A 25,201-nucleotide genomic window follows, 5' to 3' on the forward strand; every position below is an offset into this window, starting at 1 on the left:
CTCCTTCGTTATTTCGTCTCTTCAACCGATACCAGATGTTTTACCTTGAAAACCATCCCGCGAATCGGCGGATTGTCCGGCCGCTGTACTACCTGGCCGATTTTACGCAGCCCGAGCGCCTTTACGGTGTCTTTCTGATCCTGCGCATAACCAATGGGGCTTTTGACAAGTTTGATTTTAAGTTCCATGAGCCTCAAGCCTCCCTTTATTGTAATTGATCTACACTGATCCCGCGAAGGCGTGCCACCTGTTCGGCACTCCGCAGCTCACGGAGGCCTTCAAGCGTAGCCTTTACGCAGTTGATCGGGTTGTTGGACCCCTGTGATTTTGTCCTGATATCCTTAATGCCCGCAAGTTCAAGGACCGCACGCGCCGGGCCGCCCGCGATCACGCCGGTACCTTCGGAAGCGGGAAGCAGCAGCACCCTGCCGCGTCCGAATTTTCCGATGACCTCGTGCGGGATGGACGTCCCTTTTCTTGCTACCGTGACAATATCATGCTTCGCAGCCTGAACAGCCTTGCGAATCGCTTCCGGAATTTCAGCGGCTTTGCCCATGCCGACGCCAACGTGGCCGTTTTCGTCGCCAACCACTACCAGCGCCGAGAAACGCATATTACGGCCGCCCTTTACGGTTTTCGCAACACGGTTGATCGAAACCAGTTTTTCTTTGTATTCGACTCCGCCTGCATCATTTGCTCTATCTCTCTGCAATGTTTCCGTACCTCCTTATCAAAGCTTGAGGCCGGCAGCTCTGGCGCCTTCCGCAACCTGTGCTACTCTGCCCGTATAGAGATAACCCCCGCGGTCAAAGACGGCTTCGCTGATACCAGCCTTCACTGCGCGCTGCGCAGCAAGTTCTCCCACCATCTTTGCGGCTTCGGTTTTTGTTGCCTCCTGGCATTTCGCTTTGATCTCGGCATCCATCGAGGAAGCGGAGCAAAGCGTGTTTCCCGCAACGTCATCAATAAACTGAACATAAATGTTGCTTAAGCTCCGGTAAACATTCATCCGCGGACGGCTCGCCGTACCGGAAATCTTGTTGCGGATTCTCTGATGACGCTTTTTTCTGATTTCATTTCTGTCTTTTCTGTTAATCATAATCCACGTCCTCCATTACATGCCAGTCTTACCGACTTTGCGGCGGATATATTCGCCCTCGTACTTGATGCCCTTGCCCTTATAGGGTTCCGGCGGACGAAGGGAGCGAATGTTCGCTGCGCACTGGCCGACCGCCTGTTTGTCGATTCCCTTGACGATCACGCTGTTCGGGTTTGGAACCTCGAACGTGATGCCCGCCGGGGGCTCGACTTCGACCGGGTGGGAATACCCGAGACCGAATACAAGCTTCTGGCCCTGCAGCTGTACCCTATAGCCAACGCCGACGATCTCCAGATTCTTCTGGAAACCTTCGGAAACGCCTTTTACCATATTCGCGAGAAGCGCACGCGTAAGACCGTGCAGCGCCCTCGATTCCTTTTGATCGCTGTCACGCGTCAGAACGAGCTGCTCACCCTCCTGCGTGATCGTGATCTTATCACTGAACTTCGATTGCAGTTCGCCATTTTTGCCCTTTACCGTTACGATGCCGCCATCCTGCGTTACTGTCACGCCGGAGGGTAAATCGATGGGCAGTTTTCCTATTCTCGACATAATGTTTAACCTCCAACTACCAGATATAGGCGAGCACTTCTCCACCCACACCGTCGCGGCGCGCCTGCGCGTCGGTCACGATGCCCTTGGATGTGGAGATGATCGCGATTCCGAGGCCGTTCAGGACGCGGGGCAGCTTATCGTGCCTTGCATACACCCGAAGGCCGGGCTTTGAAATTTTCTTCAGGCCCGAGATGACTTTTTCGCCATTGGGACCGTATTTCAGTTTGATTTTAAGCGTGCCCTGCACGCCGTCATCTATGAACTCGCATCCTTTGATATAGCCCTCCTGGAGCAATATCTGGCCAATTGCCTTTTTCATATTGGACGCAGGTACTTCCACGACTTCATGCTTTGCGGTAAGCCCATTGCGGATGCGTGTAAGCATATCTGCGACAGAATCTGTAACCGGCATATTGTTTCCTCCTTGTTTTATCCTCTTGGTAAGACGCCGCGGCTTAAGGTGTCTTCACCTCCCGGCGCCCGCCCTTGTCCGTTCCGCCGGCGGCGGTGGTCACAAGAGCTTAAACTTTCTATATTACCAGCTTGCTTTTCTGACACCCGGTATTTGCCCGCGATACGCGAGTTCCCGGAAGCAAACGCGGCAGATTCCGTATTTTCTAAGGACAGAGTGCGGCCTTCCGCAGATACGGCAACGCGTATAATTGCGGGTAGAAAATTTGGAGCCTCTCTGCTGCTTTATAATCATGCTTTTTTTTGCCATTGTTCTCCTCCTTAGTGCGCGAACGGCATACCCATCTGGGTTAAGAGCTCTCTTGCTTCTTCGTCGGTTTCCGCTGTCGTGACCACGATGATATCCATACCGCGGATCGCGTCTACCTTATCGTATTCGATTTCAGGAAACACGAGCTGTTCCTTGAAACCCATTGCAAAATTGCCCCTGCCGTCGAACGACTTCGGGGAAAGGCCGCGGAAGTCGCGCACACGCGGGATCGCAATGCTGATGAGCTTATCGATGAACTCATACATTCTGTCGCCCCTAAGCGTTACTTTCGCGCCGATTTTCATTCCTTCACGCACTTTAAAGTTTGCGACGGATTTTTTCGCTGTCGTAACGACCGGCTTTTGGCCTGCGATAACCGTGAGGTCCTCCACTGCGGAGTCAAGGGCTTTCGGGTTATCCTTTGCTTCGCCAAGGCCCATATTGATTACAACCTTTTCGAGCCTGGGCACCTGATTAACGTTCTTGTATTCGAACTTCTGCATCATAGCGGGAATGATTTCCGCCTTGTATGTGTCTTTTAATCTCGGCATATCAGATAATTACCTCCCTTCACTCACAGCGTAGCGCCGCATTTTTTGCAGATGCGGGCTTTTTTGCCGTCTTCGATTTTGTGACCGACCCGCGTTGCTTTGCTGCACTTGGGGCAAACCACCATCACATTGGATGCATCGAGCGAACCTTCCTGCTTGATGATCCCGCCCGGGGTCGTCTGGTTTTTCGGTTTTTTATGCTTTGTGAGCATATTCGTGCCTTCGAGAACTACTTTGTTCTTCGCCGGCTCGACGCGGAGCACCTTCGCCTGTTTCCCTTTTTCTTTTCCGGAGATCACTACTGCGGTATCGCCCTTTTTGATATTGATCGTATTCATATCCGTGCCTCCTCCTTAAAGAACTTCAGGGGCGAGCGACACGATCTTCATGTAATCGCGGTCGCGGAGCTCCCTTGCAACAGGCCCGAAAATACGGGTGCCTTTTGGCTGTTTATTGTTGTCGATAATCACTGCTGCATTTTCATCAAATTTTATGTGCGAGCCGTCCGGCCGCCGCACTCCGGAAACGGAGCGTACGACAACGGCTTTCACCACGTCTTTTTTCTTGACCACGCCGCCGGGCGTCGCTGTTTTTACAGACGCAATAATCACGTCGCCGATGTTTGCCGTCTTTTTGACGCTTCCGCCCATCACGCGAATGCACTGGATTATTTTAGCGCCTGAATTGTCTGCAACCTTGAGGCGTGTTTCTGGCTGTATCATCCTGACTCCTCCTTTACGCGCGGGCCATTTCCCTGCGGAGCCTGCCTGCGCATCATCTCATCGTCCTTATTTCGCCTTTTCGACGATCTCGACCAATCTCCATCTCTTATCCTTGGAGAGGGGCCGCGTTTCCATCAACCGCACCGTATCGCCCACGCCTGCTTCGTTGTTCTCGTCATGCGCTTTCAGCTTGTTGGTATAGTTGATCGTCTTTCCGTACAAGGGATGCGTCTTTCTGCTTCTAATCGCAACAACGATCGTCTTGTCCATTTTATCGCTTACTACCGTTCCGACTCTCTCTTTACGGTAACCTCTCGTAACTTCACTCATCCGAAGACGTCCTCCTTATCTTACTCGGCAACCTTCTGGCCTAGTTCCATTTCCCTTAAAACCGTCTTCACCCGTGCAATATCCTTTTTCACGTTCTTGATGCTGGAAGGATTATTGAGCTGGCCCGTTGCGAGCTGAAAACGCAGGTTGAAAAACTCGGTTTTTAAGTCGCCCAGCTTGGCGACCAATTCATCTTTTGAAAGTTCACGTATTTCTTTAGCCTTCATCCTGCTCACCACCTGCTTCGTTATTTTGCTCCCTGATCGCAAATTTGCATTTGATCGGCAATTTATGCGCTGCACGCGTGAGGGCCGCCCGAGCGGTCTCCTCGGATACGCCCGCAAGCTCGAACATTACCCTGCCCGGCTTTACGACCGCTACCCAGTATTCCGGAGAACCTTTACCGGAACCCATACGGGTCTCGGCCGGTTTCTCTGTTACCGGCTTATGAGGGAAAATTTTGATCCAAACCTGTCCGCCCCTCTTGATGTATCTTGTCATGGCGACACGGGCCGCCTCGATCTGGTTTGACTTAATCCAGCCGGGCTCCGTGGCTACAAGGCCGTAATCGCCGTAATTGATCGTGTTTCCGCGAAGAGCCTTGCCCTTCATACGGCCCCTGAACTGTCTTCTGCGCTTAACCCTTTTTGGCATTAACATTTTTTCTGCCTCCTTCCACTGCTGAAGGTTTTGCTCTTTCCGCTAAAGGATTCCCAAGGATCTCGCCTTTGTAGATCCATACTTTAACCCCGATTTTACCATACGTCGTATTTGCTTCCGCAAAACCGTAGTCGATGTCCGCACGAATCGTTTGCAGCGGGATGGAGCCTTCGTGATACTGCTCTACCCGGGCGATTTCCGCGCCGCCGAGACGTCCGGAGCACATAATCTTAATTCCCTTTGCGCCGGCTTTCATCGTCCTGCCGATGGACTGCTTCATCGCACGGCGGAACGAAATACGCTTTTCAAGCTGCTGCGCGACGTTTTCCGCAACGAGCTGTGCGTCTACGTCCACGCGCTTAACTTCGATGATGTTTACGGCAACCGCAACGCCTGTAAGCTTCGCGAGGTCTTTCTTCAGAAGCTCTACGCCCGTGCCGCCCTTGCCAATCACGATACCGGGCTTACCGGTAAAGATATTAACGGAAATCTTCTGCGCCGCACGCTCGATCTCAATCTTCGAGATGCCTGCGGCATACAGCTTTTTCTTTAAAAATTTTCTGATCTTATCGTCTTCAACGATGTAATCGGCAAATTTGGATTTTTTGGCTGTCCACCTGGCGTCCCAGTCTTTGATGACCCCAACCCGAAAACCATGCGGATGTACTTTCTGACCCATCGTATTCCTCCTTACTTAACCTGATCCAAGATAATTGTAATGTGGCTCGTACGTTTGCGGATGCGGGACGCCCTGCCCTGCGCGCGCGGCCTGAACCGCTTAAGCGTAGGCCCCTGGTCCGCGAACGCCTCGGCAACAAACAGCGTGTCGGCCGAAAGGTTCATATTGTTTTCCGCATTTGCAATCGCAGAACCTAAAACCTTGGAAACAGGTTCCGTCGCGCCGTTCGGCGTATTCATCAGAACCGCCTTGGCGTCCTGTACGTTAAGACCTCTGATGAGGTCGATGACAGCCTTTACCTTGCGGGAGGAAATGCGAACGTATTTCGCGATGGCTTTCGGTCTTCTATCTTTCTCTTCCTGACGTTTTGCAGCTTTTTCTCTTTCTCTTGTAGCCATAAGTCTTGCCCTCCTTCCAGGTTATTTAGACGATTTCTCGCCCGCGTGGCCGCGGAACGTTCTCGTCGGGGCGAATTCGCCCAGCTTGTGCCCGACCATATCTTCCGTGATATAGACCGGAACGAATTTCCTGCCGTCGTGCACGCCGATCGTGTGACCAACCATATCCGGGAAGATCGTCGACGGACGCGACCAAGTCTTCAGCACTTTTTTTTCGTTCTTTTCGTTCATTTCCTGAACGCGTGCCAGAAGCTTTTCATTTATAAACGGTCCTTTTTTTACTGACCTACTCATATCTGCAAACTCACTCCTTCGATTATTTAGCGTTCCTGCGTTTTACGATAAATTTATCCGTCGGGTTCTTTTTCTTGCGCGTCTTATACCCAAGAGCAGGTTTGCCCCAGGGAGTAACAGGACCCGGGCGTCCAACGGGGGATTTGCCCTCGCCGCCGCCGTGCGGATGATCGTTCGGGTTCATGACGGAACCGCGCACCGTGGGGCGAACGCCCATGTGGCGCTTGCGGCCCGCTTTGCCGATATTGATGTTTTCCTGGTCAACGTTGCCGACCTGACCGATCGTCGCTTTCGCGCCGATGAGGATCATCCTCACTTCGCCGGAGGGGAGGCGCACCTGCGCGTACCGTCCTTCCTTTGCCATCAGCTGTGCCGCGTTGCCCGCGCTCCGTACGAGCTGAGCGCCCTTGCCCGGCTTTACTTCCACATTGTGGATCATAGTGCCGACCGGGATGGAAGCCAGCGGAAGCGCATTGCCCGCTTTGATGTCTGCTTCCGGCCCGGAGACCACTTCGTCGCCCACCTTAAGGCCCACGGGGGCGATGATGTATCTCTTTTCGCCGTCTTTATAGTGCAGCAGTGCGATATTCGCACTGCGGTTGGGATCGTATTCGATCGTCGCTACCTTAGCCGGCACGCCGTCTTTGTCGCGTTTAAAATCGATGATCCTATATTTTCTTTTTTCGCCGCCGCCGATGTGACGGACCGTGATACGACCGTGCACATTGCGTCCGCCGGATTTCTTCAGCGAGACGAGCAGCGATTTTTCGGGCTTTTTCGTCGTGATTTCTTCAAAGGCCGAAACCGACATGAACCTTCTGCCCGGAGAAGTTGGGTTATATTTTTTGATTGCCATAACTTAAAGAACCTCCCTTACGCGCTTACTGCGCCATGCTCTCGAAGAATTCGATTGCTTTGGATTCTTCCGTGAGCGTCACATAAGCTTTTTTCGTTTCGGGGCGTCTGCCCTCCGTGCGTCCCTGTCTTTTCAGCTTGCCTTCCTTACGGGATGTGGTGACCTGTTTCACCTTTACCTCAAAGATTTCTTCCACCGCAGCCTTGATCTGCGTCTTATTGGCGCTTTTTTCCACTAGAAACGTGTAGGTTTTCTTGGGGATCAGGTCGTAGCTTTTTTCTGAAAGAATAGGCTTTATGATGATATCATGCGTGTCTTTCATTATGCGTAAACCTCCTCGATTGCTTTTACGGCGTCCTTCGTTACGATGAACTTGTCGTATTTCAGGATGTCATATACGGAGAGCGTTGCAGCCGGCATCGTTTTGACCCCCTGGATGTTCGCGGCGGCGCGGACAACGTCCTCGTCCTTCCCGTTTGTGACGATCAGCGCTTTTTCCGCTTTCAGGTTCTTCAGGATCGCCGCCATCTCTTTCGTTTTGGGGGCCGTCATTTTGAGGTCTTCCATCACGATGAGGCTTTCATCCTGTACCTTCTGGGAAAGCGCGGAGCACATCGCAAGCGCGCGCACCTTTTTATTGAGCTTCATGGAATAATCCCTCGGCTTGGGCGCGAATACGACTCCGCCGTGCGTCATCTGGGGTGCGCGGATCGTACCCTGGCGCGCCCGGCCTGTGCCCTTCTGGCGAAAAGGCTTGATGCCGCCGCCGCGCACTTCGCTGCGGGTAAGTGCGGACTGCGTGCCCTGGCGCCTTGCCGCCAGGTGCGCGACAACCGCGTCGTGCATTGCCGATTTGTTTATCTCTACGCCGAAGACTTCGTCTTTCAGCTCGATTTTGCCTGCTTCTTTGCCGTCGGTCTTATATACTGATACGTTTGGCATAATTACTTCCTCCTTTTCAAGCGGTCTTACAGCGACTTAACGCTTTTTCTGATGGTCACAAGGCCGCCCTTGGCACCGGGAACCGCACCCTTGATGAGGAGCAGGTTTTTATCGGTGTCAACCTTGACAACTTCGAGATTCTGCACGGTCACTTTATCGAAACCGCCGCGTCCCGGGAGGCGTTTGCCCTTCATGACTTTCGCCGGGGATGCGCACGCGCCCATGGAACCGGGGCGCCTGTGGTACCGCGAGCCGTGGCTCATGGGGCCCCTGTGCTGGCCCCATCGCGCAATTACGCCGAGGAAGCCTTTTCCCTTGGAGATGCCCGAAACGTCGACTTTCTCGCCCGTTTCAAATACGTCCACTTTGATTTCGCTGCCCGCCTCGAGTTCTTCCGCTTCGTCTGTGCGGAATTCGCGCAGGTAACGCGTAGGAACCGCCTTCACCTTCGCAAAATGTCCCTTTTTCGGCTTAATCACGTTCTTTTCCTTGACTTCTCCAAACCCTACCTGCACCGCGTTATATCCGTCGGTCTCTACCGTTTTCTTCTGAACGATAACGCAAGGTCCGGCTTTTACTACTGTTACGGGAACGACTCTGCCGTCTTCTGCGAAGATCTGAGTCATACCGATCTTTTCACCCAGTATAGCTTTCATGTTTTCTCCTCCGTCTTATCGCTTGTTTACAGTTTAATTTCGATGTCCACGCCCGCGGGAAGGTCGAGACGCATCAGCGCGTCCGTCGTCTTTGCGTTTGCTTCGAGGATGTCGATCAAGCGTTTGTGTGTTTTGATTTCAAACTGTTCTCTCGAATCTTTGTATTTGTGCGTCGCCCGCAGGATCGTTATGATCTCTTTGCTTGTGGGAAGCGGAACAGGGCCGGAAATCTTCGCGCCTGTACGTTTCGCCGTGTCTACGATTCTCTGAGCGCTCTGGTCGATCAGATTGTGGTCGTAAGCTTTCAGTTTGATTCTAATTCTTTGGCTTGCCATTTGTTTCTCCTCCTTCAAGTGTCGCGGCTGGAGCCGCCTTCGCTGACACACATAGCCGGGTGTGTCGCTTTGCTTTTTTGGGACAGAACGTTTTCGTCCTGTCCTTTTTGGAGCCGCCCGGGTCACTGCCCGGACCTTTGTCGGCGGGAACTATCCGCTGGCTTACGGTAACCTCTCGCCTCATCCCAAAAATACGCCTATAGCGCAACGTACTAAATTATACATGACCAAATCCGCAATTTCAAGGCCTTTCCCGAACTTTTTTATGCTTTTTTTAAAAAATTAAAAAATAGTGGTTTTTAGAAAATACATGCACAAGATGTAGTGAACGCGGGCCCCGAAAAATTTCCCTTTCCACATTATGGTTGCATTTTATTTTTGCAGATTATTGACATATGCTAAAAATGTGGTATGCTAAATAATGGATAAAGAACATATGTTCATAAATAATTTTCTGCTTTTTACAAGCAGCCGCACAAAGGAGGATCATCATGAAAATTGCAGTTGCAAGCGAAGGTTCAAACGTTTCCGGGCATTTCGGGCATTGCTCCGACTTTAATATCTTTACGGCCGAAAACGGAAAAATCACGCACAGCGAGCGCATCCAGAGCCCCGGTCACGACCATAACCTGATCGAGTTTTTGGCGGAACGCGGCGTGGACGTCATCATTTCCGGTGGCATGGGCGCGGGCGCGCGGGAAAAATTCGATGCAAAGGGCATCCGCATCGTAACGGGCGCAGAGGGCGCGGCAGCGGATGCCGCACAGGCCTGCCTCGACGGTTCCCTTGTGTCCGACGACACGGTATGCTGCAAACACGAGCATGCGGGAGACTGCCACTAAGGACCGCCCCACCGGGAGCGCATTCGCGCTCCTTTTTTATTTCCTTTCAAAGGCGCACGGGTGAGTATTTTAAGCCCTGTGTAATCTGCACGGCCGGACGGCGATTTACGCGGGAGTCGGAACAGCTGCGGCGGCGCACCCTTTCATATTTTAATCTTTTCCCCCGGTGGTTTTTGTTGTTTCGGACACGTCCCGATGATACAATGATTACGAGACTTTCAGAACACAGAAAGGATAGAACCCATGCTGAAAACAAATGACAATCCCGCCCTAACGCTGGATGCGAACGGGAAGGTATACCTGTACGGTTCGCACCTGTCGTGCGGCTGCGTGCCCCGTTTCACCGTGCGTCTTGACCGCCGGGTGGACGGTGCGGCGCTTGAAAAAGCCGCCGGGGAAACCCTCGGGCGCTTCCCGCAAATGGCGGTGGGACTTGCCTGGGACAAATCGAATTATTTTTATATTCCCATCGACCTGCCCGTTCCCGTTTTCCCGGGGGACGGAACCACGGTGCGCGCGATGGGTACGGACGATACCAACGGTTACCTCTTTTGCATCACCTATAAGGACGACACCATCCACGCAGACTGGTTCCACTCCCTCGCGGACGGCATCGGCTTTCTTGCGTTCCTGAAATCCCTGTTGTACCATTATTTCCGAATCCTGGGACTTTCGGTAGAGGCAGACGGCATCCGCACCTCGGATACGGAATTTGAAGCGGAGGAGGCCGAAGACGCGGTGATGAAGATCGACCTGGCGGACGGCAATGGATATCCGCGCGTTCCTGCGTTCCGCGTGCCCGGCGTAACCACCCAGGGCGATCCCGAGGATACCGTCGTGCAGATTCGCCTGCCCTTCTCGAAGCTTCACGGCATCGTGAAGGACTACCAGGCGAGCCCGGTGACGTTTATTTGCCCGCTCTTCTCGAGCGCGGTGCGCGAAAAACACTGTACGGCAGAAGAGGAGCGCCCGGTGATCGCCTCTGTCCCCGTGAACCTGCGCCCGTATTTCCCAAGCAAAACGACACGCTGCTTCATTGCGGGCGCGGGTATCCCCTACGACCAGAAAATGGCAAACCTATCCTTCGGGGACATCCTGGACATTGAAAAAGGACTGCTCGATTTCCAGACCCAAGCGCATGAGCTTGCGCGGGACGCGAAAAGGACGGCGGTGGAAACGCTCCAGCTTTTGGACGCAGACCTTCCCATCGAAGAAAAATGCAGCCTGGTACGCGCATCTATCGAACAAACCTCGAAGCAAACGACTTACGTCATTACCAATATGGGACGGGTAGACCTTCCTTTCTCCCTCGAGCAGCACGTGAAGGAACTTTATCCCTGCCTGCCCACGGCGGTCAATCCGTTCACCCTCGCGCTCGTCTCTTATAGGGGAGAGCTGGTGCTGAATGTGGCGCAGCGTTCCCCCGACACGGGCGTATGCGAACGTTTTGTGGAGCTTTTGAACGGATTTGATATCCCGGCGGAAATTTCCAAGGTATATTCCTTCCACACGATGCGTTACGGGGAATAATGAGGCACTATACAAAAAACCGTGCCGCAGGCTTTGCGGCACGGTTTTTAACGGCCTTTTCCTTTACCGGAAACAATGCGTTTCCATCTTGCAGGATTTGGGTGCGGCAACCTCCCCGGGCGCGGTTTCTACTTCGCCCGCGGTACGGCCCGCTTCATACCCGTATTTGTACTCCATCTCCAAAAGGTTTTCCAGTTCCCAAACCAAATTGTTGCATTCATCGAGCACTTCGCCCGAAAGCGTTTTGCGCAGCCTTACAATGGAATTCCGGACAATACGGCAGGAAAGACAGTATATCCGGTCGCCTTTTCGTTTGCATTTCCTGCACAGGTTTGGTTCAAGCATCCTTTTCACCGCCTTGTAAAACCGGATGTGTTATGCTAAAATCAAAATACAAGTAAGCGAAACGGCTTCTCACTCCAGTCCGCTTACCTGTGGAAGCAACGCCACTTTTTCATACGGCTTGCTTTTCATTAAGTATACTACATTTAAATGTATGTGTCAATACTAAATTATAATTTAGAGAAGAGCTTCCTATGGAAATATCTGACAGAATATTAAAAATATTGGAGGATTTTAAAATTACTCCATATCAGATTCATAAAGATACCGGTATTTCCGAGGGCACATTTACGAATTGGAAAGCGCGCCCAACTTCCAAGGTCAAGAGCGATACGGTAGTTACCTTAGCGAAGTATTTAGGTGTATCTTGCGATTTTCTTTTGATTGGCGAAAATGATCCTTCTGTCAAAGAGCGCGAAGCAAAAGCTTTGCTTCCTTATAAAGAGATTATTGATTCTTATAAAAACGCTACTATAAAATCAAGAAACTTAGCGCGCGCAGCGCTCGACCTGCCGCCGGAGAAATAAATATTCCCGCGAACTGAAAAATTAGGTTTCGTTCCTACGGTTGAACGCGCCTGTTCAGCCTTTAGAACGGGAAATATACTATGCAAATTTCTATGCAGATCAAGAAAAGGGAAACCGTCTCCGGCTTCTTTTTCCGCACGAATGCGTTTTTACGCGGCGAAAAACCCCACCCAGAGGCCGAACAGAAACTATATAATATAGAAACAGGCAGCAAAACAGGCGGCTCCTTTACGGCGCTAAAGCGAAAACGGCCGCGGATTTTTTAATGAAAACGGTTTGCCGCCTTGCCGTGCGGCTTATGAATAATAGGTATCGTTTATTTTCAAGGAGGACAGCTATGAATCCATTCCTGCTTGCCCTTGCGGGCTCGGGTCTGATGTTTGCGGCGACCACGGCGGGTTCCGCGTCGGTCTTCTTTTTCCGCGGCGAAATCAATCCGAAGGTACAGCGCGTGATGCTTGGTTTTGCCGCCGGCATCATGATCGCCGCTTCCGTATGGTCTTTGCTGATCCCTGCCATCGAAATGGCGGAGGAGCAGGGGACGACCGGGTGGATCCCGGCGGCAGGCGGTTTCGCGCTCGGAGGCCTGTTTCTGTTTGCGCTCGACCACCTCCTTCCCCACCAGCATCCGGGCAGCAGCAAACCGGAGGGACTCCATGCGCACCTCGGGAAACGCACGATGCTGGTGTTCGCGGTCACGCTGCACAACATCCCGGAGGGACTTGCCGTAGGCCTTGCGTTTGCCGTCGCGGCGCAGGGCGGCGGAGATACCGTGACGCTCGCCTCCGCAATTGCGCTCGCCATCGGCATGGCGCTGCAAAACGTGCCTGAGGGCGCGGCCATTGCCCTTCCGCTGCGGCAGGAGGGCCTCACACGCGGAAAAGCCTTTTTATGGGGGACTATGTCGGGCGCGGTAGAACCGATTGCCGCAGTGGCCGCAGTAGCCCTGATCGGCCTTATTTCCGGCATCATGCCGTGGCTGCTCGCTTTTGCCGCGGGCGCGATGATCTATGTGGTGGTGGAAGAGCTTATCCCCGAGGCACACCTTGGGGAGCATTCCCATTCGGGCACGGCGGGCGTGATGGTCGGTTTCATCCTCATGATGATCCTCGACGTAGCGCTCGGATAACAGCAAATCAAAAAACAGGCTTGCGCTTCCGCACAGGCCTGTTTTAGTTTATATTTCTTATTCTGCACCGCTGTTCACAACCTGCTTGCTGGCTTCCGCCAGATCGCCGATCGTCGCGCCCGGGGTGCTGTCAAGAAAAGTCTTGATCTGGGACTTCAGGCTCTCTATCTGGCTGTCTATCTGTTCCTTTACGGAGTCGTTCGTCTTCGCCTGTTCCACCAGGTCGGAATACCCGTCCATCATATAATCTCCGATATCCAGAAGCAGGGCTTCCGCCGCTGCCGTCTGGTCGCCGTCGGACGCAGCCGCCCATTCTTCGCTCGTCCAGGAGGCATAATCTGCGTTCGCCGTCGGAGCTTCCGCCGACGCTTCAACAGAAGCGGATTCCGTCGCTTCCGCAGATTCCGTTGCCTGAGCGGACTCTGAAGGAGTGGCCGTCTGTGCCGTACAACCTGCGGCAAATGCTACGCATAGCACCACCGCTACCATTACAAGTACAATTTTCTTCATGTTCTCTCCTCTAGGTGATAAATATTTTGCAAAGCCTCCGCGTTCGCCGCCGCCCACTTTGCAGCCTGTCAGTAACTATATCAAATACCGGTTCGCTCAACAATCCCTTACCGCTTTACAGCACACCCGTTCATTGACAGATGTGTGACAGCAAAAGGAGCGGTTTTTCGCTCCCGCTCCTTTAACCTGCTTCTGATAATACATGGGCTTGATTTATCACCGCAAGGGATAATATGGCGCCTGCCATTCCTTTTATCTGCGGTGCCGCTTATTCGATCACACCGGATACAACCCCAGAGCCTACCGTTCGGCCTCCCTCGCGGATTGCGAACCGAAGTCCTTCTTCAATCGCAATCGGCGTAATCAGCTTGATCTCCATCTCGATATTGTCCCCAGGCATTACCATTTCCGTTCCACCCGGAAGCTCGATCACTCCCGTTACGTCCGTCGTCCTGAAATAGAACTGCGGACGGTATCCGTTGAAGAACGGCGTGTGGCGGCCTCCTTCTTCCTTCTTCAGCACGTACACGCTGCTGTTGAAGTGCGTATGCGGATGGATCGATCCCGGCTTCGACAATACCTGCCCTCTTTCGATCTCGTCCCTCTGCACTCCCCTCAGAAGTACTCCGATGTTGTCTCCCGTGATCGCTTCGTCAAGCAGCTTCCGGAACATTTCTACGCCCGTTACCACTACGCTCCGCTTCTCGTCCGTCAGTCCGACGATCTCTACCGTGTCCTGTACCTTTACCGTCCCTCTCTCCACGCGCCCCGTTGCTACCGTCCCGCGCCCCGTGATCGAGAATACGTCCTCTACCGGCATCAGGAACGGCTTGTCGATGTCTCTTTCCGGTTCCGGGATATACGTGTCTACCGCTTCCATCAGCTCGAAGATGCTCTGGCAGTCCGGATTGTCCGCTATGTCGTCCGACGCCTGCGCTGCTTCCAGCGCCTTCAGCGCGCTTCCCTTTATGATCGGGGTGTCGTCTCCCGGAAAGTCGTACTCCGAAAGCAGCTCCCTGATCTCCATCTCTACCAGCTCCAAAAGCTCCGGATCGTCTACCTGGTCCGTCTTGTTCATGTAGACGATGATGTACGGTACCCCTACCTGCCTCGCAAGCAGGATGTGCTCCCGCGTCTGCGGCATCGGGCCGTCCGCCGCCGATACCACCAGGATCGCTCCGTCCATCTGCGCCGCTCCCGTTATCATGTTCTTTACATAGTCCGCGTGTCCCGGGCAGTCTACGTGCGCATAGTGCCTCGTTGCCGTTTCATATTCCACATGGGCCGTATTGATCGTGATCCCACGCTCTTTTTCTTCCGGCGCCTTATCGATTTCATCATATTTCGTCGCTTCCGCCTGGCCGTTCTTTGCCAGCACCATCGTGATCGCCGCTGTCAGCGTCGTTTTCCCGTGGTCTACGTGCCCGATCGTTCCGATGTTTACATGCGGCTTCGTTCTTTCAAACTTACCCTTTGCCATTGCTTTTTTCTCCTCCCGAAAATCTTTTTGTTGAATGAAGTTTTTACCTCAAATTAGATTTCAATTGACCTAATACGCTATATTACACTATTTTAAGGTTTTCACAGCCTTTTGTCAAGCAGTTTACCCGCTCCGCGCGCGGCTTTATCCCGCCTGCGGGACAGCGCTTGGGTCTGCCGCCGGATCGGTCGTTTCCGTCGGCTGCGCAGACGGCTCCGCAGGCTGGCTTGGCTGTGCGTTCGGATCTTCCGACGGCGGCGGATTGTTTGCCGCTTCCTCCGCTGCCTTAAGCTCCGCCGCCTGTGCCTGTACCTCTTCGAGGGACGTTCCCTCCGCAGGAAGCGGAATACCGCTGCCAAGTTCCACCACCGGGGCAATGGCATGGTAGGTGGAGGTGGTCAGTTCGTACCAGTCGCCAATCGGTTTATCCGTCTCCTTATCTACCTGCCGCGCATAAATCGTATACTGCTCGTATGTCTGGCCTACCTTCGTGCGTTCCACCTGGTATTTTTCCAGCGCCGAATTCGTCTTGTACTGAATCGCGGGCATGGCCTCCTCGCCCGTGAGCTTCTGGTCGAATTCCAGATAATAGTCCCTGTCTACCGGGCCGTAAATCTCTACCGTGAGCTTGGAGTCCGGGATATTGCATTTGATAATCATTACCATATTCGACTCGTACGGATTTTTAACCTTGAAGTCAGGGCCGCCCGTGGAGATCGTCGCGTCCATCCCCTTGGGTACATATTTCGCCATGATGGTATGCGGCACGCGCGCCACAATATCCATCTCTGCCTTGAGCGCGGCGTTATACATAGTGGACGAAACCTGGCAGATACCGCCGCCCGGCTGGTCCGTATAGGTACCGTTTTCGATTCCCGGAGCCGCCTTCCATCCGGATTCCAGCGTCCGGTCGCCCGCCGTATCGTTGATCGAGAACACCTCGCCCGGCTTAAAGACCGCGCCGTTCAGGATGTCGCTCATTTTCCATACATTATATTTCCTTGCGGCGCTGCCGCTTACGGTTGTGGTCGCAGAGCCCATAAGCACCAATTCCCCCTGCGGCGCCTCCGCGCTTCCCTTTATCACTTCGACCTGCGCCTCGAAGGGAGCAAAGTTCCTTGCTTCGATTTGGTTTTTCGCAGTCTCCTTGATTTCGTCCACATTGACCGTCCAGCCATCCTTCGGTTCTTGCTTGACAAGGCTTCCGCCTGTCGTAAGGTCGTCCTCGTCAAAGGTTTTATCTACCGCATAGGAAGCATCCACCGCTTCCTCGCCCCAGGCGGCACTGTCCGTATCGATACGGGAAACGAGCTTCGTTTCGTCAAAGGTATAGTCCAGCGGAAAATCCTTCGCTTCCGGCTCGCCGAACATCAGGTCCCAGCGTTTGCCTTCCCGGCCATACAGCATAGCCGCCTTAAGCTGGTCTTCATATCCCACGGAAACGCCCACGTCCGCCAGGGGATAGGAATATTGCTCGTCCCTTACGGTAAATTCGATCTTATTATCGTTCATCAGCTCTTCCGCAACGGGCTTTACTTTTGCTTCGCCTTGCGCGTACGTCAGGCCTCCAAGTTGGATTCCCTCAACGGAAACGCCCTCCACAAACGTTCCCGTGCGGAAAAGCTCCTGTTCGTCTTCGGCCGTCAGCTTCACATCCGAAAACATATAGACACAAAAAACAATCGCAATAACCGCTGCGGCAACCGCTACACCGAAGATTGCGACCCTCTTTTTATTCACGACCCTGCGCCCCCGCACAGGCTTGTAGTTCCTCATCCGCCAATTCTCCAAACTGCTCTTTAAAGCTCTGATTTTACGATATTATTAATATAACGCATCACCCGGATATTGTAAACCGGTCTTCCGATTATTTACATCATTTTAACAAATTATGGCGCATAAAATGCGCCGCTATAAATGTACCGCCGCACAGGACGAATTTGCCCGATAAAATATTGCCGTCCGCCGCCGGGCCGAAAAGAAAAGCCGCCTCGTCAGAAGGCGGCTTTCCGCAATATGCTTTTATGCGCCCGCGGCGGGATCGGTTGCCGGGGTTTCCGGCACTGCCGGGGGCTCGGGCGTCGTTGGCGTCGGGTCCGGCGTTACCGGGGTTTCCGGCGTCGTTGGCGTTGGCGTCGGATCCGGCGTTACCGGGGTTTCCGGCGTTACCGTGCCCGTACCGCGCCTTACCTTAGCTGGTTTGTTATCGTACGTTTCGACGCTGAATTTCTCGACCTTCACTTCGTTGCCGTCCGCATCGTAGTAGTGCTTATAAGTCTGGTATTTCTTACCAATGTGCTCCTTGATAATCGTCTGTTCCGTACCGGCAGGCAGGCTTGGGTCGTCGATATAATTGACCTTGCCGCCCCCGAAGGTGCCGATCAGCTCGGAGGTGAACTCGCGCGTAAGGCCGTCCGCAAACTTCGGCCCGTAGATCTGTACCTGTATGGTCTTCGCTCCTTCGCCGTCGCATTTCGCAATGATATAGATGGGCACGTCATAGTTGTTCTTGATTACAAAATCCGGCGCGCCTGTGGAGATCGTCGCGTCGAGGCCCCCGGGCACATAATCGAGCGGCCACGAGTGATGCGAACGGTCGACCACTTCCACCTCGCCGCGCAGTACTGCACCGTATAAAGTGGACGATACCTGGCAAATGCCGCCGCCCGCTTCTTCCTTATACTCGCCGTCCGAGATTCCGGGCGCTCCCTTCCAGCCACGCGAATAGGTACGCGGGCCGGCTTCCTCGTTGATGGACCATGTCTCTCCCGGCAGTATTTCCACGCCGTTGATGATATCCGCCATCTTCCAGATATTATACCGCCGTCCGAAAGCGGAGGACGCGTACTTTGTGGAAAAATCGCCGATGACCGCATATTCGTCCTTGATCTGGTCGATCGTAAGTTCGGGCTGCGTCACCTGCGTGTTTGCCGTCACAGGCTCGAAATTATTCTGTTCAAGCTGGGCATACACCGCATCCGCAAGCTCCTGGCCGTTAACCTCAAGTCCTGTTACGGATTCTTTATAGTCGATCCCGGCATCCGTAAACAGCTTGTCTTCGTCAACCTGTTTGTTGATGACCACGGAAGCATTCTGAGCCGGAATGTTGATCTTTTCGTCGTTTGCCTGAATGGATGCGAGGATCGTAGCCTGGTCGTACGAAAATGGCATCTCGATCTCCACGCCCTGCATCCTGGCAGTCTCGATAGCCTGACTGCGCTGCGCAAAGGTTCCTTCACGGCCGTAAAGCATCGCCGTCCTGAGCGCTTCGTCCACATCCGCTTTCGCGCCAAGCTCAGCGCTGGTAAGCGTATAAGTGTCTTCGTTGACCTTGTAATCAATCGAAACATCTTTCAGGGCTTCGTCTACCTTGGTCTCGATTTCCGGGCGCGCTTCGTCTATTGTTTTTCCCGAAAGGTCTACCCCTTCTATGGAGACGCCTTCATAAAACGTGCCGTTGTCCATGATTTGCCGGAGGTCGTCGCCCGCAAGCCCGCGGCTCTGCCCCAGAAAAAAATAAGTGAGCACGGCCGCGGCAGCCACGGCGGCGATTATCACGATCAGGATCACCTTCTTTTTGGTGCTCCACGGTTTCCGTTCCCGTTCTACCCGAAGCGGTTCTTCCAGTTTATTTTTCCCAAACGTCCGCTGGTCCCCGGGCTCGCTGCACGTTTCACAGTTCAGCTCCGGCTGCGCCGCGGCTTCCGCCGTCTCCTCGTCCGCCGCCTCCGGCCCTGCGCCTGACGCCGATACGTCTGCCGCCGGCGCATCTTCCGGCTCTATCATGCTTTCGGGCTGCGCGCCTTCCCCGACGGCGGCAGCGTTTCCCGTTTCAGGTGCATCCTGCGCGGGTTCTTCCCCGATCTTGCGCGCCGTATGCCTCCTGTTTTCTTCTTCGTTGTTTCCTAATTCCCTGGACATAAATTACCCTTTCATGGTTTCTATCAATTCTATTTGGAACTCGTCGTGATGGTATATTGGCGGTTTCTCGGCCCGTCAAACTCGCAGAAATAAATTCCCTGCCAGATTCCAAGGCAAAGCTCTCCGTCCTTTACCGGCACGCTGACGTTATTTCCTACGATGATGGTCTTCAGGTGCGCGGGTGAATTCCCCTCCGCATGGCGATAAGAAATCTGGGGCACCATTGCGTCCAGGGCATGGATCATGTCCGCACATACATCCGGATCGGCGTTTTCCGTAATCGTCACCCCGGCCGTCGTATGCGGCGAATGCACTAGCACGATCCCTTCGCGCAGCCCGCTCCGCAGGACTTCCTCGCGCACGCTGCGCGTGATGTTCACAAAAGCCTCTTTTTTATACGTTTGGAGTTCAATCGTTTTCATATCCCCGTTCCCTTAATCTTCTCTTTCAGTTTATAGGAAAGCACATAAAGGCTGTCCGAAAGGTGTACGTTTTCGACCGCCACCCCGCGGCGCACCGCTACGTCCGCCGGCGCGAAATTCCAGACCGCTTTGATACCAAAGCTTACCAGAAGGTCCGCGGACTGCTGCGCATATTCCTTGGGCGTACAAATAATGGCGATATCGATGCTCTTGTCCTTCAGGTAAGAATCCAGCATCGCAATATTCTGCACCTCGCGTCCTTCGATCTCCGTTCCCACCTTAAGCGGGTCGTTATCAAAGATATCCACCACATTGAATCCCTCGAGCATAAAATTTTTGTAGCCCATCAGCGCCTGGCCGATCCGCCCTGCGCCGATGATGATGACATTGTACCGCTGGTCAAGGCCCAAAATATGGGATATCTCTTTTTTAAGCTTTCCGACGCTGTATCCGTACCCCTGCTGGCCGAAACCGCCGAAGCAGTTGAGGTCGCGGCGGATCTGCGATGCGTTGAGGCCCATTTCCAAGCTCATCTGGGACGAGGAAATTTTGTCGATCCCCTTGCCTTCAAGCTCTTCCAGATACCGGTAATATTTTGGCAGACGGCGAATTACCGCCGGTGAAATCTTTTCACTCACAGACGCACCTCCCGTAATCATACATATATTCTATTTTATTATACTACACGCAGACTTTCTTGTGTGAAAAAAATTTGCAATTATTTCACATTTTCATATTTTGCGCTGCCGCGCCACGATTATGGATTGAGAAAACCTCAAAAAAATGCTACATTTAAAACAAGATATTTTCAGTCAGGTTTCAGAGAGAAGGGAGATCGTCATGCGCAGGCGGAAAAGAACACGGGGATTTACACTGGTCGAGCTTATTATTGTCATTGCCATCCTTGCGATATTGGCAGCTATTCTAATTCCCGGACTGATCGGTTATATCTCCACGGCGCAGGAAAGCACATGCCTTGCCAACCGCGCGACCGCAAAGCGCCTCTTGCTTTCGGAAACGGCCCTTCATGGACTTGATGAGACGGAGGCCGCACAGTTCCTTTCCCAAAACAGCCTGCCGCCCGGCAAAATCTGCCCCGCCGGAGGAACGGTCTCCCTGAAAAAAGACGGAGATACATGGACGGTTTCATGCAGTATCCACCAGAACGGCAATACCGCGAAAAGCACCGTCGAGATTGTAAATGACCATGTGCAGGACCTGATGGACAAAGCCTTTGCCGATTATTTCAAAGACCGTCCGTCTTCCAAAGAATTGGATTCCACCGGCACGAATTTTGGCACCGCCATCCGCCGGGATCTGGCGGAGCTGCTGAATATTCCGCAGGACCAGGCCGACCAATACGATTTCCGTGTATACCGCCAAACCGTAAATGGAAAAAACGAGTATTACGTTTACGTGTTCGATTCGCTGGGCAATCATTCTTCGGGTGACAGAATCGCGGCCACCCGCTATGTGTTCCGGTCCGGCGCGGACGGCAGTCCCGTACTGGATGACAGCGCGACGGCTACGGGCACGGGGCAGGTAGCGACCAAGCTGATCGACAATAAGGACGAGGTCAAGTACCTCAACACCTCCGAGGCTTTCTGGCAGCAGGATCCGTAAATCCCACCGTTCCCTAAACCGCTGCGTAAAGGTCCTGCCCCCACTCAGCCGCAAAAAGCCTCCCGCTGTGCACAGCGGGAGGCTTTTTTGTTTGCATACTGTTTTCCACTTCCGCAGAAAATGATCGTTATATCAATACCAATACCACGGGCTTGTTACGGCACTCCAGACCACACCGACCAATATCGTCATAATAAGGGCGACCACAAGGCCGATAATTCCGCAGACGAGGCCTGCCGTTGCCATGCCGTTCGGCGTTTCTTTCCTTGACAGGATATAGAAGATAATTGCCATTGCATTAATGATGAGGCCGACAAACGGAATCCAGCAGAGAACGAGGCCGATGATCCCGCAGACCATTGCCGCAATGGACATCCCTTTCGCTCCGCCCTGCGGCTGCTGCGCATACTGCGGCTGATACTGGGGCGGCTGCTGCTGATAAGACTGCTGCTGGTAGGACTGTTGCTGGTAGGACTGCTGCGGCTGTTGCTGATATTGCGGTTGTTCCGGCTGCGGCTGCTGCGGCTGCTGCTGATATTGCGGTTGTTCCGGCTGCGGCTGCTGGGAAGCGTTTCCGCAATAGGGGCAGGCGGTCATATTGCCGTCGTACTCCTGATGACATTTTTCACAAATCATATTTGATATGCTCCCTTCTTGTATTCCCTTTATTTATAACACATTTACAGTGCATTATCAAAGGTATATTCTTAAGATTTTCTGACAAACAAGGGGCGGAATCCTTAATTCGTTCTTTTTCGCAAAAAAGCGTATGTTTTACGCCAGCGGCGGGGAGCTGCACAGGCAGGGCGGGACGACCCCGGTTCCCCGCCGGACAGGCGCCGGGAAAGGGGCGGCCTCTTCGGTTTCGGTTATCATTGGTACGGCGATAGAAACGGATGGCCATAGGAAAACTGGACTCCTTTGCTAAAAAACCGAATCCTTTTGGACCCGGCCTTTTGCGTCTTACCACAAAAAATGCTTTCCCGCCGCTCAAGCCTCCGCAATATGCTTTGCTATCCCGCGGCCTGCATGCCCATCAAAAGTATTGTGATAACCACGGTGCTGATTATGATCGAAAGGGAATTAATCATGCTGGCAAGCGCCACATTTCCCTTGCTGCGTTCCGTGAATACGGGCGCCAGCGCTGCGATCGGCCCAAATACAAGGATCACCAGGACTTGCCGCACTTCGAGCGGAAAGGGTGCGCAAAAAAAGAGCAGGACGGCAAATACCGACGCCATCCCATACCGCCAAGCGAGCGTTTTCGCCGTATCTTTCAGATATTGTTTCTCAAGAGCCGGTTCAAACATCATCCCGATCATCAGCATCGCGACAAACGCATTCGCCGCGCCTACCGTAGAAGATACCGTCACGACGAACTCCGGTATCCCTATGTTCAGGAATGCCAGTACGAGCATAAGAATATATACGTCAAACGGGACGGAGGAAAACAGCGTTTTGAGGAAGCCGCCGAGCCCTCGTTTTTGCGTTTCACCCGAAACCGTTTTGGCGAGGGCATACGTTCCGCCCGTACACATGATCGAATTGCCCGCGTCGAACATGCAGGTGGCGACCACTCCGTACGACCCAAGGAAGCTCTGCACAAAAGGAAGGGTGAAACACCCGATGTTATAGCCTGCAAAGTTAATCATGGAAAAGGCCTGCATCTCCCGTCCCCGTTTCCGCGCCGTCAGATAGCCGATCATAGACATAATGAGGTTCCCTCCGAGCCCGATGAAAACGAGCCACAGGAGGGAGGCCTCGAAATCAAACGCGGCAAAACTGGTAATCACCGCGCCCGGCAGTGTAATATTGAGGGCGATCTTTGAAATGAGCACATAATCCTTCGGCTTGAAAAAGCCTGCTTTTTTCAGCACATAGCCCAATATAATGATACAGATGAGCCCCAGCGCTTTTAACAATACCTCGAGCATGCAGCCAAATACTTCCTTTCCCCGCCAGTCACATTTCTTTATTATATACCCTTTTCGAGGCGGCGCGCAATAACGGAGGTTCGGCCGAAGCGAAGGTTACGGGGACCGTTTTAAAGAAAGCGGCGGGGACCCAGCATCCCCGCCGCTTTCACAGCACGTTTTGTTATTTGTAGGAGGAAACAAAACCCTTCCTTATTTCAAGTTTACCTGATAATCAGCGCCAGGAACTTCAAAGGATCATCCCCATACTGCTTGATGCCGTGCCACTCTCCGTCGTAGGTGACGGATACGTCCCCCGGTTCGAGAATCACGGTGGAGCCATCGTTATCCGTGTACTCCGCTTTTCCGCTCAGGATATAATAAAGCTCGTTATCGCCCTGATGCTGGTGGTATTTTGCGTAGGATGCCACCGGTGCATCCACGGCCACCATTTTGACGATCGTGGAAAGCTCGTGGTCCTTCACAAGATTTGTGAGGGTAAACGTCCCTTCCCCGCCGCACGGGTTATACTCGGGTTCCCGGTCAATCTGCGCATCCCTTTTAATCATCATTTTTCTCCTTCTACAATCGCAATCCCGTTACTCGTGCCAATACGGTTTGCTCCCGCGCTTATGACCTTCATGGCCGATTCGTAGTCGCGAATCCCGCCCGCGGCCTTCACGCCCATATCCGGGCCGACCGTCCTGCGCATCAGCGCAACGTCTTCCGGCGTGGCGCCGCCCGTGGAAAATCCCGTAGACGTCTTCACAAAATCGGCTCCCGCCTCTTTTGCCATCCTGCATGCTTCCACCTTCTCCTCATCCGTCAGCAGGCACGCCTCGATGATGACCTTGACATGCGCCCTGTCTTTCGCCGCTTCCACTACCGCGGCGATATCGGCCTTCACCGCATCCCATTTGTGGTCCTTGGCCTGTCCGATGTTGATAACCATATCCACTTCCTGCGCTCCCAGCTCTACTGCGCGCTTCGTCTCGTATGCTTTTACCTCCGGCGTGACCGCCCCAAGCGGGAAACCTACCACGCAGCACACCATCACGCCAGAGTCCGCGAGCAGCTCCGCGCAGAGCGGCACGTTGGTGAGGTTCACGCATACGCTCGCAAAGTGATATTTCTTCGCCTCTTCGCACAGCTCCCTGACTTTGCTTTCCGCTGCATCCGGTTTCAAGATCGTATGGTCAATGTATGACGCCAATGGTTTATCCATGATTCATTCCTTCTTTCACAATATTTTTTCGATTTCACTGCGCATCGGCATGGACGGCGCCGTGCCGAATTTCTGTACCGCGAGCGACGCCAGCGCATTGCCGAATTCGACCGCCTCAAACAGGTCCTTCCCTTCAGAAAGCGCCGTTACAAAGCCGCCGTTGAACGCGTCTCCCGCGCCGGTGGTGTCGACCGCCTCCACGGCGCGCGCGCGGACCATGCGGGATTCGTCCGGCGTGCTTGCGAACACACCCCGCCTGCCCATGGTAATAACGACCTGCGGAATACCCCATTCATGGAACACAGCCGCCGCTTTTTCCGCGTCCGCCGCATCCCCGACAGATACGCCCGTAAGGGCCGCCGCCTCTACTTCGTTGGGTGTGACGATATCGGCCTTGCAAATAAACTCGCGCGAGACCTTCCGCGCCGGCGCGGGATTGAGCACAACCATAACGCCTGCCGTCCGGGCAATATCCATTACGCGCTCGAGGGCATCCATATTCACCTCAAACTGTACGAGAAGGATATCCGCCGCCTCAATCGCCGGCCGCAGCGTTTCAATATCCGCATCCGTAAAATTTGTGCACGCCCCGGGCACCACCAGAATCTGGTTTTGCTTCGATACCTGGTCCACACAGATAAGGGCGATTCCGGTGCCTTTTTCATCGTCGGTCAAAACGTAATCCGCCGCAATATCCTCCTGAGTATAAAAATCACGCGCGAGGTCCCCGAATACATCCTTTCCAAGTTTGGTCGCGAGGATGATATCCGCCCCCGCGCGGTGCGCGGCCACAGCCTGGTTGCTGCCCTTGCCGCCCGGCCCAATCTTGAATAGCTCACCGAATACGGTCTCCCCCGCGCGGGGAAGATGTTCCGCGGTTCCCGTCAGGTCGGCGACATAGCTCCCGAACATCACGATTTTTTTCTTCATAATCCTCAC

At 53.6% G+C, this 25,201-nt stretch carries 38 protein-coding genes; 6 read left to right on the forward strand and 32 right to left on the reverse strand.

Features of this window, described 5'->3' with window-relative positions:
- Window positions 1-8 precede the first annotated feature (8 nt).
- The 20 genes from rpmD to rpsJ form a co-directional block, all read right to left on the reverse strand.
- Window positions 9-188 carry a 50S ribosomal protein L30 gene (gene rpmD / locus B1H56_RS10155; protein ID WP_066522692.1) on the reverse strand — a complete coding sequence of 60 codons (180 nt, stop codon included), beginning with the start codon at window positions 186-188 and terminating at the stop codon, window positions 9-11.
- 17 nt (window positions 189-205) lie between these two features.
- A complete protein-coding gene (gene rpsE / locus B1H56_RS10160) occupies window positions 206-712 on the reverse strand; it encodes a 30S ribosomal protein S5 (protein ID WP_066522694.1) in 507 nt (168 codons plus the stop codon).
- Between the two features lie 18 nt (window positions 713-730).
- Window positions 731-1,099: a 50S ribosomal protein L18 gene (rplR, locus tag B1H56_RS10165; RefSeq protein ID WP_066522695.1), complete on the reverse strand. Its 369-nt coding sequence runs from the start codon at window positions 1,097-1,099 to the stop codon at window positions 731-733.
- A gap of 15 nt (window positions 1,100-1,114) precedes the next feature.
- Window positions 1,115-1,651, reverse strand: coding sequence for a 50S ribosomal protein L6 (rplF, locus tag B1H56_RS10170; protein ID WP_066522696.1), 537 nt, complete (start codon window positions 1,649-1,651; stop codon window positions 1,115-1,117).
- Between the two features lie 16 nt (window positions 1,652-1,667).
- Window positions 1,668-2,066, reverse strand: a complete 399-nt coding sequence (rpsH, locus tag B1H56_RS10175; RefSeq protein WP_066522697.1) for a 30S ribosomal protein S8 — start codon at window positions 2,064-2,066, stop codon at window positions 1,668-1,670.
- Between the two features lie 123 nt (window positions 2,067-2,189).
- On the reverse strand, window positions 2,190-2,375 hold the full coding sequence (locus tag B1H56_RS10180) for a type Z 30S ribosomal protein S14 (protein ID WP_066522698.1): 186 nt from the start codon (window positions 2,373-2,375) through the stop codon (window positions 2,190-2,192).
- 11 nt (window positions 2,376-2,386) lie between these two features.
- Window positions 2,387-2,926, reverse strand: coding sequence for a 50S ribosomal protein L5 (gene rplE, locus B1H56_RS10185; RefSeq protein ID WP_066522700.1), 540 nt, complete (start codon window positions 2,924-2,926; stop codon window positions 2,387-2,389).
- 23 nt (window positions 2,927-2,949) lie between these two features.
- Window positions 2,950-3,264, reverse strand: coding sequence for a 50S ribosomal protein L24 (gene rplX / locus B1H56_RS10190; RefSeq protein WP_066522701.1), 315 nt, complete (start codon window positions 3,262-3,264; stop codon window positions 2,950-2,952).
- Between the two features lie 15 nt (window positions 3,265-3,279).
- Entirely contained in the window at window positions 3,280-3,648 is a 369-nt protein-coding gene (rplN, locus tag B1H56_RS10195) for a 50S ribosomal protein L14 (protein WP_066522702.1), read from the reverse strand.
- A gap of 66 nt (window positions 3,649-3,714) precedes the next feature.
- Window positions 3,715-3,978 carry a 30S ribosomal protein S17 gene (rpsQ, locus tag B1H56_RS10200; protein ID WP_066522703.1) on the reverse strand — a complete coding sequence of 88 codons (264 nt, stop codon included), beginning with the start codon at window positions 3,976-3,978 and terminating at the stop codon, window positions 3,715-3,717.
- A 20-nt stretch (window positions 3,979-3,998) separates the two neighbouring features.
- Window positions 3,999-4,205 carry a 50S ribosomal protein L29 gene (rpmC, locus tag B1H56_RS10205; protein WP_066522705.1) on the reverse strand — a complete coding sequence of 69 codons (207 nt, stop codon included), beginning with the start codon at window positions 4,203-4,205 and terminating at the stop codon, window positions 3,999-4,001.
- Entirely contained in the window at window positions 4,195-4,638 is a 444-nt protein-coding gene (gene rplP / locus B1H56_RS10210) for a 50S ribosomal protein L16 (protein WP_066522706.1), read from the reverse strand. Before rplP ends, rpmC begins: the two co-directional genes overlap by 11 nt.
- On the reverse strand, window positions 4,616-5,317 hold the full coding sequence (gene rpsC, locus B1H56_RS10215; protein WP_066522708.1) for a 30S ribosomal protein S3: 702 nt from the start codon (window positions 5,315-5,317) through the stop codon (window positions 4,616-4,618). Before rpsC ends, rplP begins: the two co-directional genes overlap by 23 nt.
- A gap of 11 nt (window positions 5,318-5,328) precedes the next feature.
- Window positions 5,329-5,715 (reverse strand): 50S ribosomal protein L22, encoded by a 387-nt coding sequence (gene rplV / locus B1H56_RS10220; protein WP_066522710.1) that lies wholly within the window; start codon window positions 5,713-5,715, stop codon window positions 5,329-5,331.
- A gap of 21 nt (window positions 5,716-5,736) precedes the next feature.
- A complete protein-coding gene (gene rpsS / locus B1H56_RS10225; RefSeq protein ID WP_066522712.1) occupies window positions 5,737-6,009 on the reverse strand; it encodes a 30S ribosomal protein S19 in 273 nt (90 codons plus the stop codon).
- Window positions 6,010-6,031: 22 nt separating this feature from the next.
- Window positions 6,032-6,865 carry a 50S ribosomal protein L2 gene (gene rplB / locus B1H56_RS10230; protein ID WP_066522713.1) on the reverse strand — a complete coding sequence of 278 codons (834 nt, stop codon included), beginning with the start codon at window positions 6,863-6,865 and terminating at the stop codon, window positions 6,032-6,034.
- Window positions 6,866-6,890: 25 nt separating this feature from the next.
- A complete protein-coding gene (gene rplW / locus B1H56_RS10235) occupies window positions 6,891-7,187 on the reverse strand; it encodes a 50S ribosomal protein L23 (RefSeq protein ID WP_066522714.1) in 297 nt (98 codons plus the stop codon).
- Window positions 7,187-7,807 (reverse strand): 50S ribosomal protein L4, encoded by a 621-nt coding sequence (gene rplD / locus B1H56_RS10240; protein ID WP_066522715.1) that lies wholly within the window; start codon window positions 7,805-7,807, stop codon window positions 7,187-7,189. The genes rplW and rplD overlap by 1 nt, the downstream gene beginning before the upstream one ends.
- A gap of 26 nt (window positions 7,808-7,833) precedes the next feature.
- Window positions 7,834-8,463 carry a 50S ribosomal protein L3 gene (gene rplC, locus B1H56_RS10245; RefSeq protein WP_066522717.1) on the reverse strand — a complete coding sequence of 210 codons (630 nt, stop codon included), beginning with the start codon at window positions 8,461-8,463 and terminating at the stop codon, window positions 7,834-7,836.
- Window positions 8,464-8,489: 26 nt separating this feature from the next.
- Window positions 8,490-8,798, reverse strand: coding sequence for a 30S ribosomal protein S10 (gene rpsJ / locus B1H56_RS10250; RefSeq protein ID WP_066522718.1), 309 nt, complete (start codon window positions 8,796-8,798; stop codon window positions 8,490-8,492).
- Between the two features lie 491 nt (window positions 8,799-9,289).
- Here rpsJ and B1H56_RS10255 point away from each other — a divergent pair, with 491 nt between their 5' ends.
- Complete coding sequence (locus B1H56_RS10255; RefSeq protein ID WP_066522720.1) at window positions 9,290-9,640, forward strand: NifB/NifX family molybdenum-iron cluster-binding protein; 351 nt, start codon at window positions 9,290-9,292, stop codon at window positions 9,638-9,640.
- 243 nt (window positions 9,641-9,883) lie between these two features.
- Window positions 9,884-11,170 carry a hypothetical protein gene (locus B1H56_RS10260; RefSeq protein ID WP_066522721.1) on the forward strand — a complete coding sequence of 429 codons (1,287 nt, stop codon included), beginning with the start codon at window positions 9,884-9,886 and terminating at the stop codon, window positions 11,168-11,170.
- 63 nt (window positions 11,171-11,233) lie between these two features.
- Here B1H56_RS10260 and B1H56_RS10265 read toward each other — a convergent pair whose 3' ends face one another.
- Complete coding sequence (locus tag B1H56_RS10265; RefSeq protein ID WP_066522723.1) at window positions 11,234-11,515, reverse strand: hypothetical protein; 282 nt, start codon at window positions 11,513-11,515, stop codon at window positions 11,234-11,236.
- A gap of 191 nt (window positions 11,516-11,706) precedes the next feature.
- Between B1H56_RS10265 and B1H56_RS10270 the strand changes: the two genes are divergently transcribed.
- Both B1H56_RS10270 and B1H56_RS10280 read left to right on the forward strand, forming a co-directional pair.
- Window positions 11,707-12,039: a helix-turn-helix domain-containing protein gene (locus tag B1H56_RS10270; RefSeq protein WP_066522725.1), complete on the forward strand. Its 333-nt coding sequence runs from the start codon at window positions 11,707-11,709 to the stop codon at window positions 12,037-12,039.
- Window positions 12,040-12,376: 337 nt separating this feature from the next.
- A complete protein-coding gene (locus B1H56_RS10280) occupies window positions 12,377-13,168 on the forward strand; it encodes a ZIP family metal transporter (protein WP_066522728.1) in 792 nt (263 codons plus the stop codon).
- A 57-nt stretch (window positions 13,169-13,225) separates the two neighbouring features.
- On the opposite strand, the gene B1H56_RS10285 is transcribed toward B1H56_RS10280, so the two are convergent.
- From B1H56_RS10285 to B1H56_RS10310, 6 genes are all read right to left on the reverse strand, one after another.
- Window positions 13,226-13,678 carry a hypothetical protein gene (locus B1H56_RS10285; RefSeq protein ID WP_066522729.1) on the reverse strand — a complete coding sequence of 151 codons (453 nt, stop codon included), beginning with the start codon at window positions 13,676-13,678 and terminating at the stop codon, window positions 13,226-13,228.
- A 268-nt stretch (window positions 13,679-13,946) separates the two neighbouring features.
- Window positions 13,947-15,158: an elongation factor Tu gene (gene tuf / locus B1H56_RS10290; RefSeq protein WP_066523778.1), complete on the reverse strand. Its 1,212-nt coding sequence runs from the start codon at window positions 15,156-15,158 to the stop codon at window positions 13,947-13,949.
- 144 nt (window positions 15,159-15,302) lie between these two features.
- Window positions 15,303-16,934: a VanW family protein gene (locus B1H56_RS10295; RefSeq protein WP_066519335.1), complete on the reverse strand. Its 1,632-nt coding sequence runs from the start codon at window positions 16,932-16,934 to the stop codon at window positions 15,303-15,305.
- Between the two features lie 246 nt (window positions 16,935-17,180).
- A complete protein-coding gene (locus B1H56_RS14985) occupies window positions 17,181-19,079 on the reverse strand; it encodes a VanW family protein (protein WP_066519337.1) in 1,899 nt (632 codons plus the stop codon).
- 29 nt (window positions 19,080-19,108) lie between these two features.
- Window positions 19,109-19,501: a secondary thiamine-phosphate synthase enzyme YjbQ gene (locus B1H56_RS10305; RefSeq protein ID WP_066519343.1), complete on the reverse strand. Its 393-nt coding sequence runs from the start codon at window positions 19,499-19,501 to the stop codon at window positions 19,109-19,111.
- Entirely contained in the window at window positions 19,498-20,139 is a 642-nt protein-coding gene (locus B1H56_RS10310; RefSeq protein ID WP_330383173.1) for a redox-sensing transcriptional repressor Rex, read from the reverse strand. Before B1H56_RS10310 ends, B1H56_RS10305 begins: the two co-directional genes overlap by 4 nt.
- A gap of 145 nt (window positions 20,140-20,284) precedes the next feature.
- Here B1H56_RS10310 and B1H56_RS10315 point away from each other — a divergent pair, with 145 nt between their 5' ends.
- On the forward strand, window positions 20,285-21,124 hold the full coding sequence (locus tag B1H56_RS10315) for a prepilin-type N-terminal cleavage/methylation domain-containing protein (RefSeq protein WP_082770997.1): 840 nt from the start codon (window positions 20,285-20,287) through the stop codon (window positions 21,122-21,124).
- Window positions 21,125-21,256: 132 nt separating this feature from the next.
- On the opposite strand, the gene B1H56_RS10320 is transcribed toward B1H56_RS10315, so the two are convergent.
- On the reverse strand, window positions 21,257-21,760 hold the full coding sequence (locus B1H56_RS10320; RefSeq protein WP_066519349.1) for a DUF4190 domain-containing protein: 504 nt from the start codon (window positions 21,758-21,760) through the stop codon (window positions 21,257-21,259).
- A 133-nt stretch (window positions 21,761-21,893) separates the two neighbouring features.
- Here B1H56_RS10320 and B1H56_RS14605 point away from each other — a divergent pair, with 133 nt between their 5' ends.
- Window positions 21,894-22,052: a hypothetical protein gene (locus B1H56_RS14605; RefSeq protein ID WP_156515113.1), complete on the forward strand. Its 159-nt coding sequence runs from the start codon at window positions 21,894-21,896 to the stop codon at window positions 22,050-22,052.
- An 85-nt stretch (window positions 22,053-22,137) separates the two neighbouring features.
- Here the strand turns inward: B1H56_RS14605 and B1H56_RS10325 are convergent, their stop codons facing one another.
- The 4 genes from B1H56_RS10325 to rbsK all read right to left on the reverse strand — a co-directional run bounded on the left by B1H56_RS10325 (window position 22,138) and on the right by rbsK (window position 25,201).
- Window positions 22,138-23,058, reverse strand: a complete 921-nt coding sequence (locus tag B1H56_RS10325) for an AEC family transporter (protein WP_066519356.1) — start codon at window positions 23,056-23,058, stop codon at window positions 22,138-22,140.
- A gap of 203 nt (window positions 23,059-23,261) precedes the next feature.
- Window positions 23,262-23,609, reverse strand: a complete 348-nt coding sequence (locus B1H56_RS10330) for a cupin domain-containing protein (RefSeq protein WP_242862004.1) — start codon at window positions 23,607-23,609, stop codon at window positions 23,262-23,264.
- Window positions 23,606-24,262: a deoxyribose-phosphate aldolase gene (gene deoC / locus B1H56_RS10335; protein WP_066519362.1), complete on the reverse strand. Its 657-nt coding sequence runs from the start codon at window positions 24,260-24,262 to the stop codon at window positions 23,606-23,608. The genes B1H56_RS10330 and deoC overlap by 4 nt, the downstream gene beginning before the upstream one ends.
- A gap of 15 nt (window positions 24,263-24,277) precedes the next feature.
- Window positions 24,278-25,201: a ribokinase gene (gene rbsK / locus B1H56_RS10340; protein WP_121419000.1), complete on the reverse strand. Its 924-nt coding sequence runs from the start codon at window positions 25,199-25,201 to the stop codon at window positions 24,278-24,280.

The organism is Christensenella minuta, assembly GCF_003628755.1.
Taxonomy (GTDB): domain Bacteria; phylum Bacillota; class Clostridia; order Christensenellales; family Christensenellaceae; genus Christensenella; species Christensenella minuta.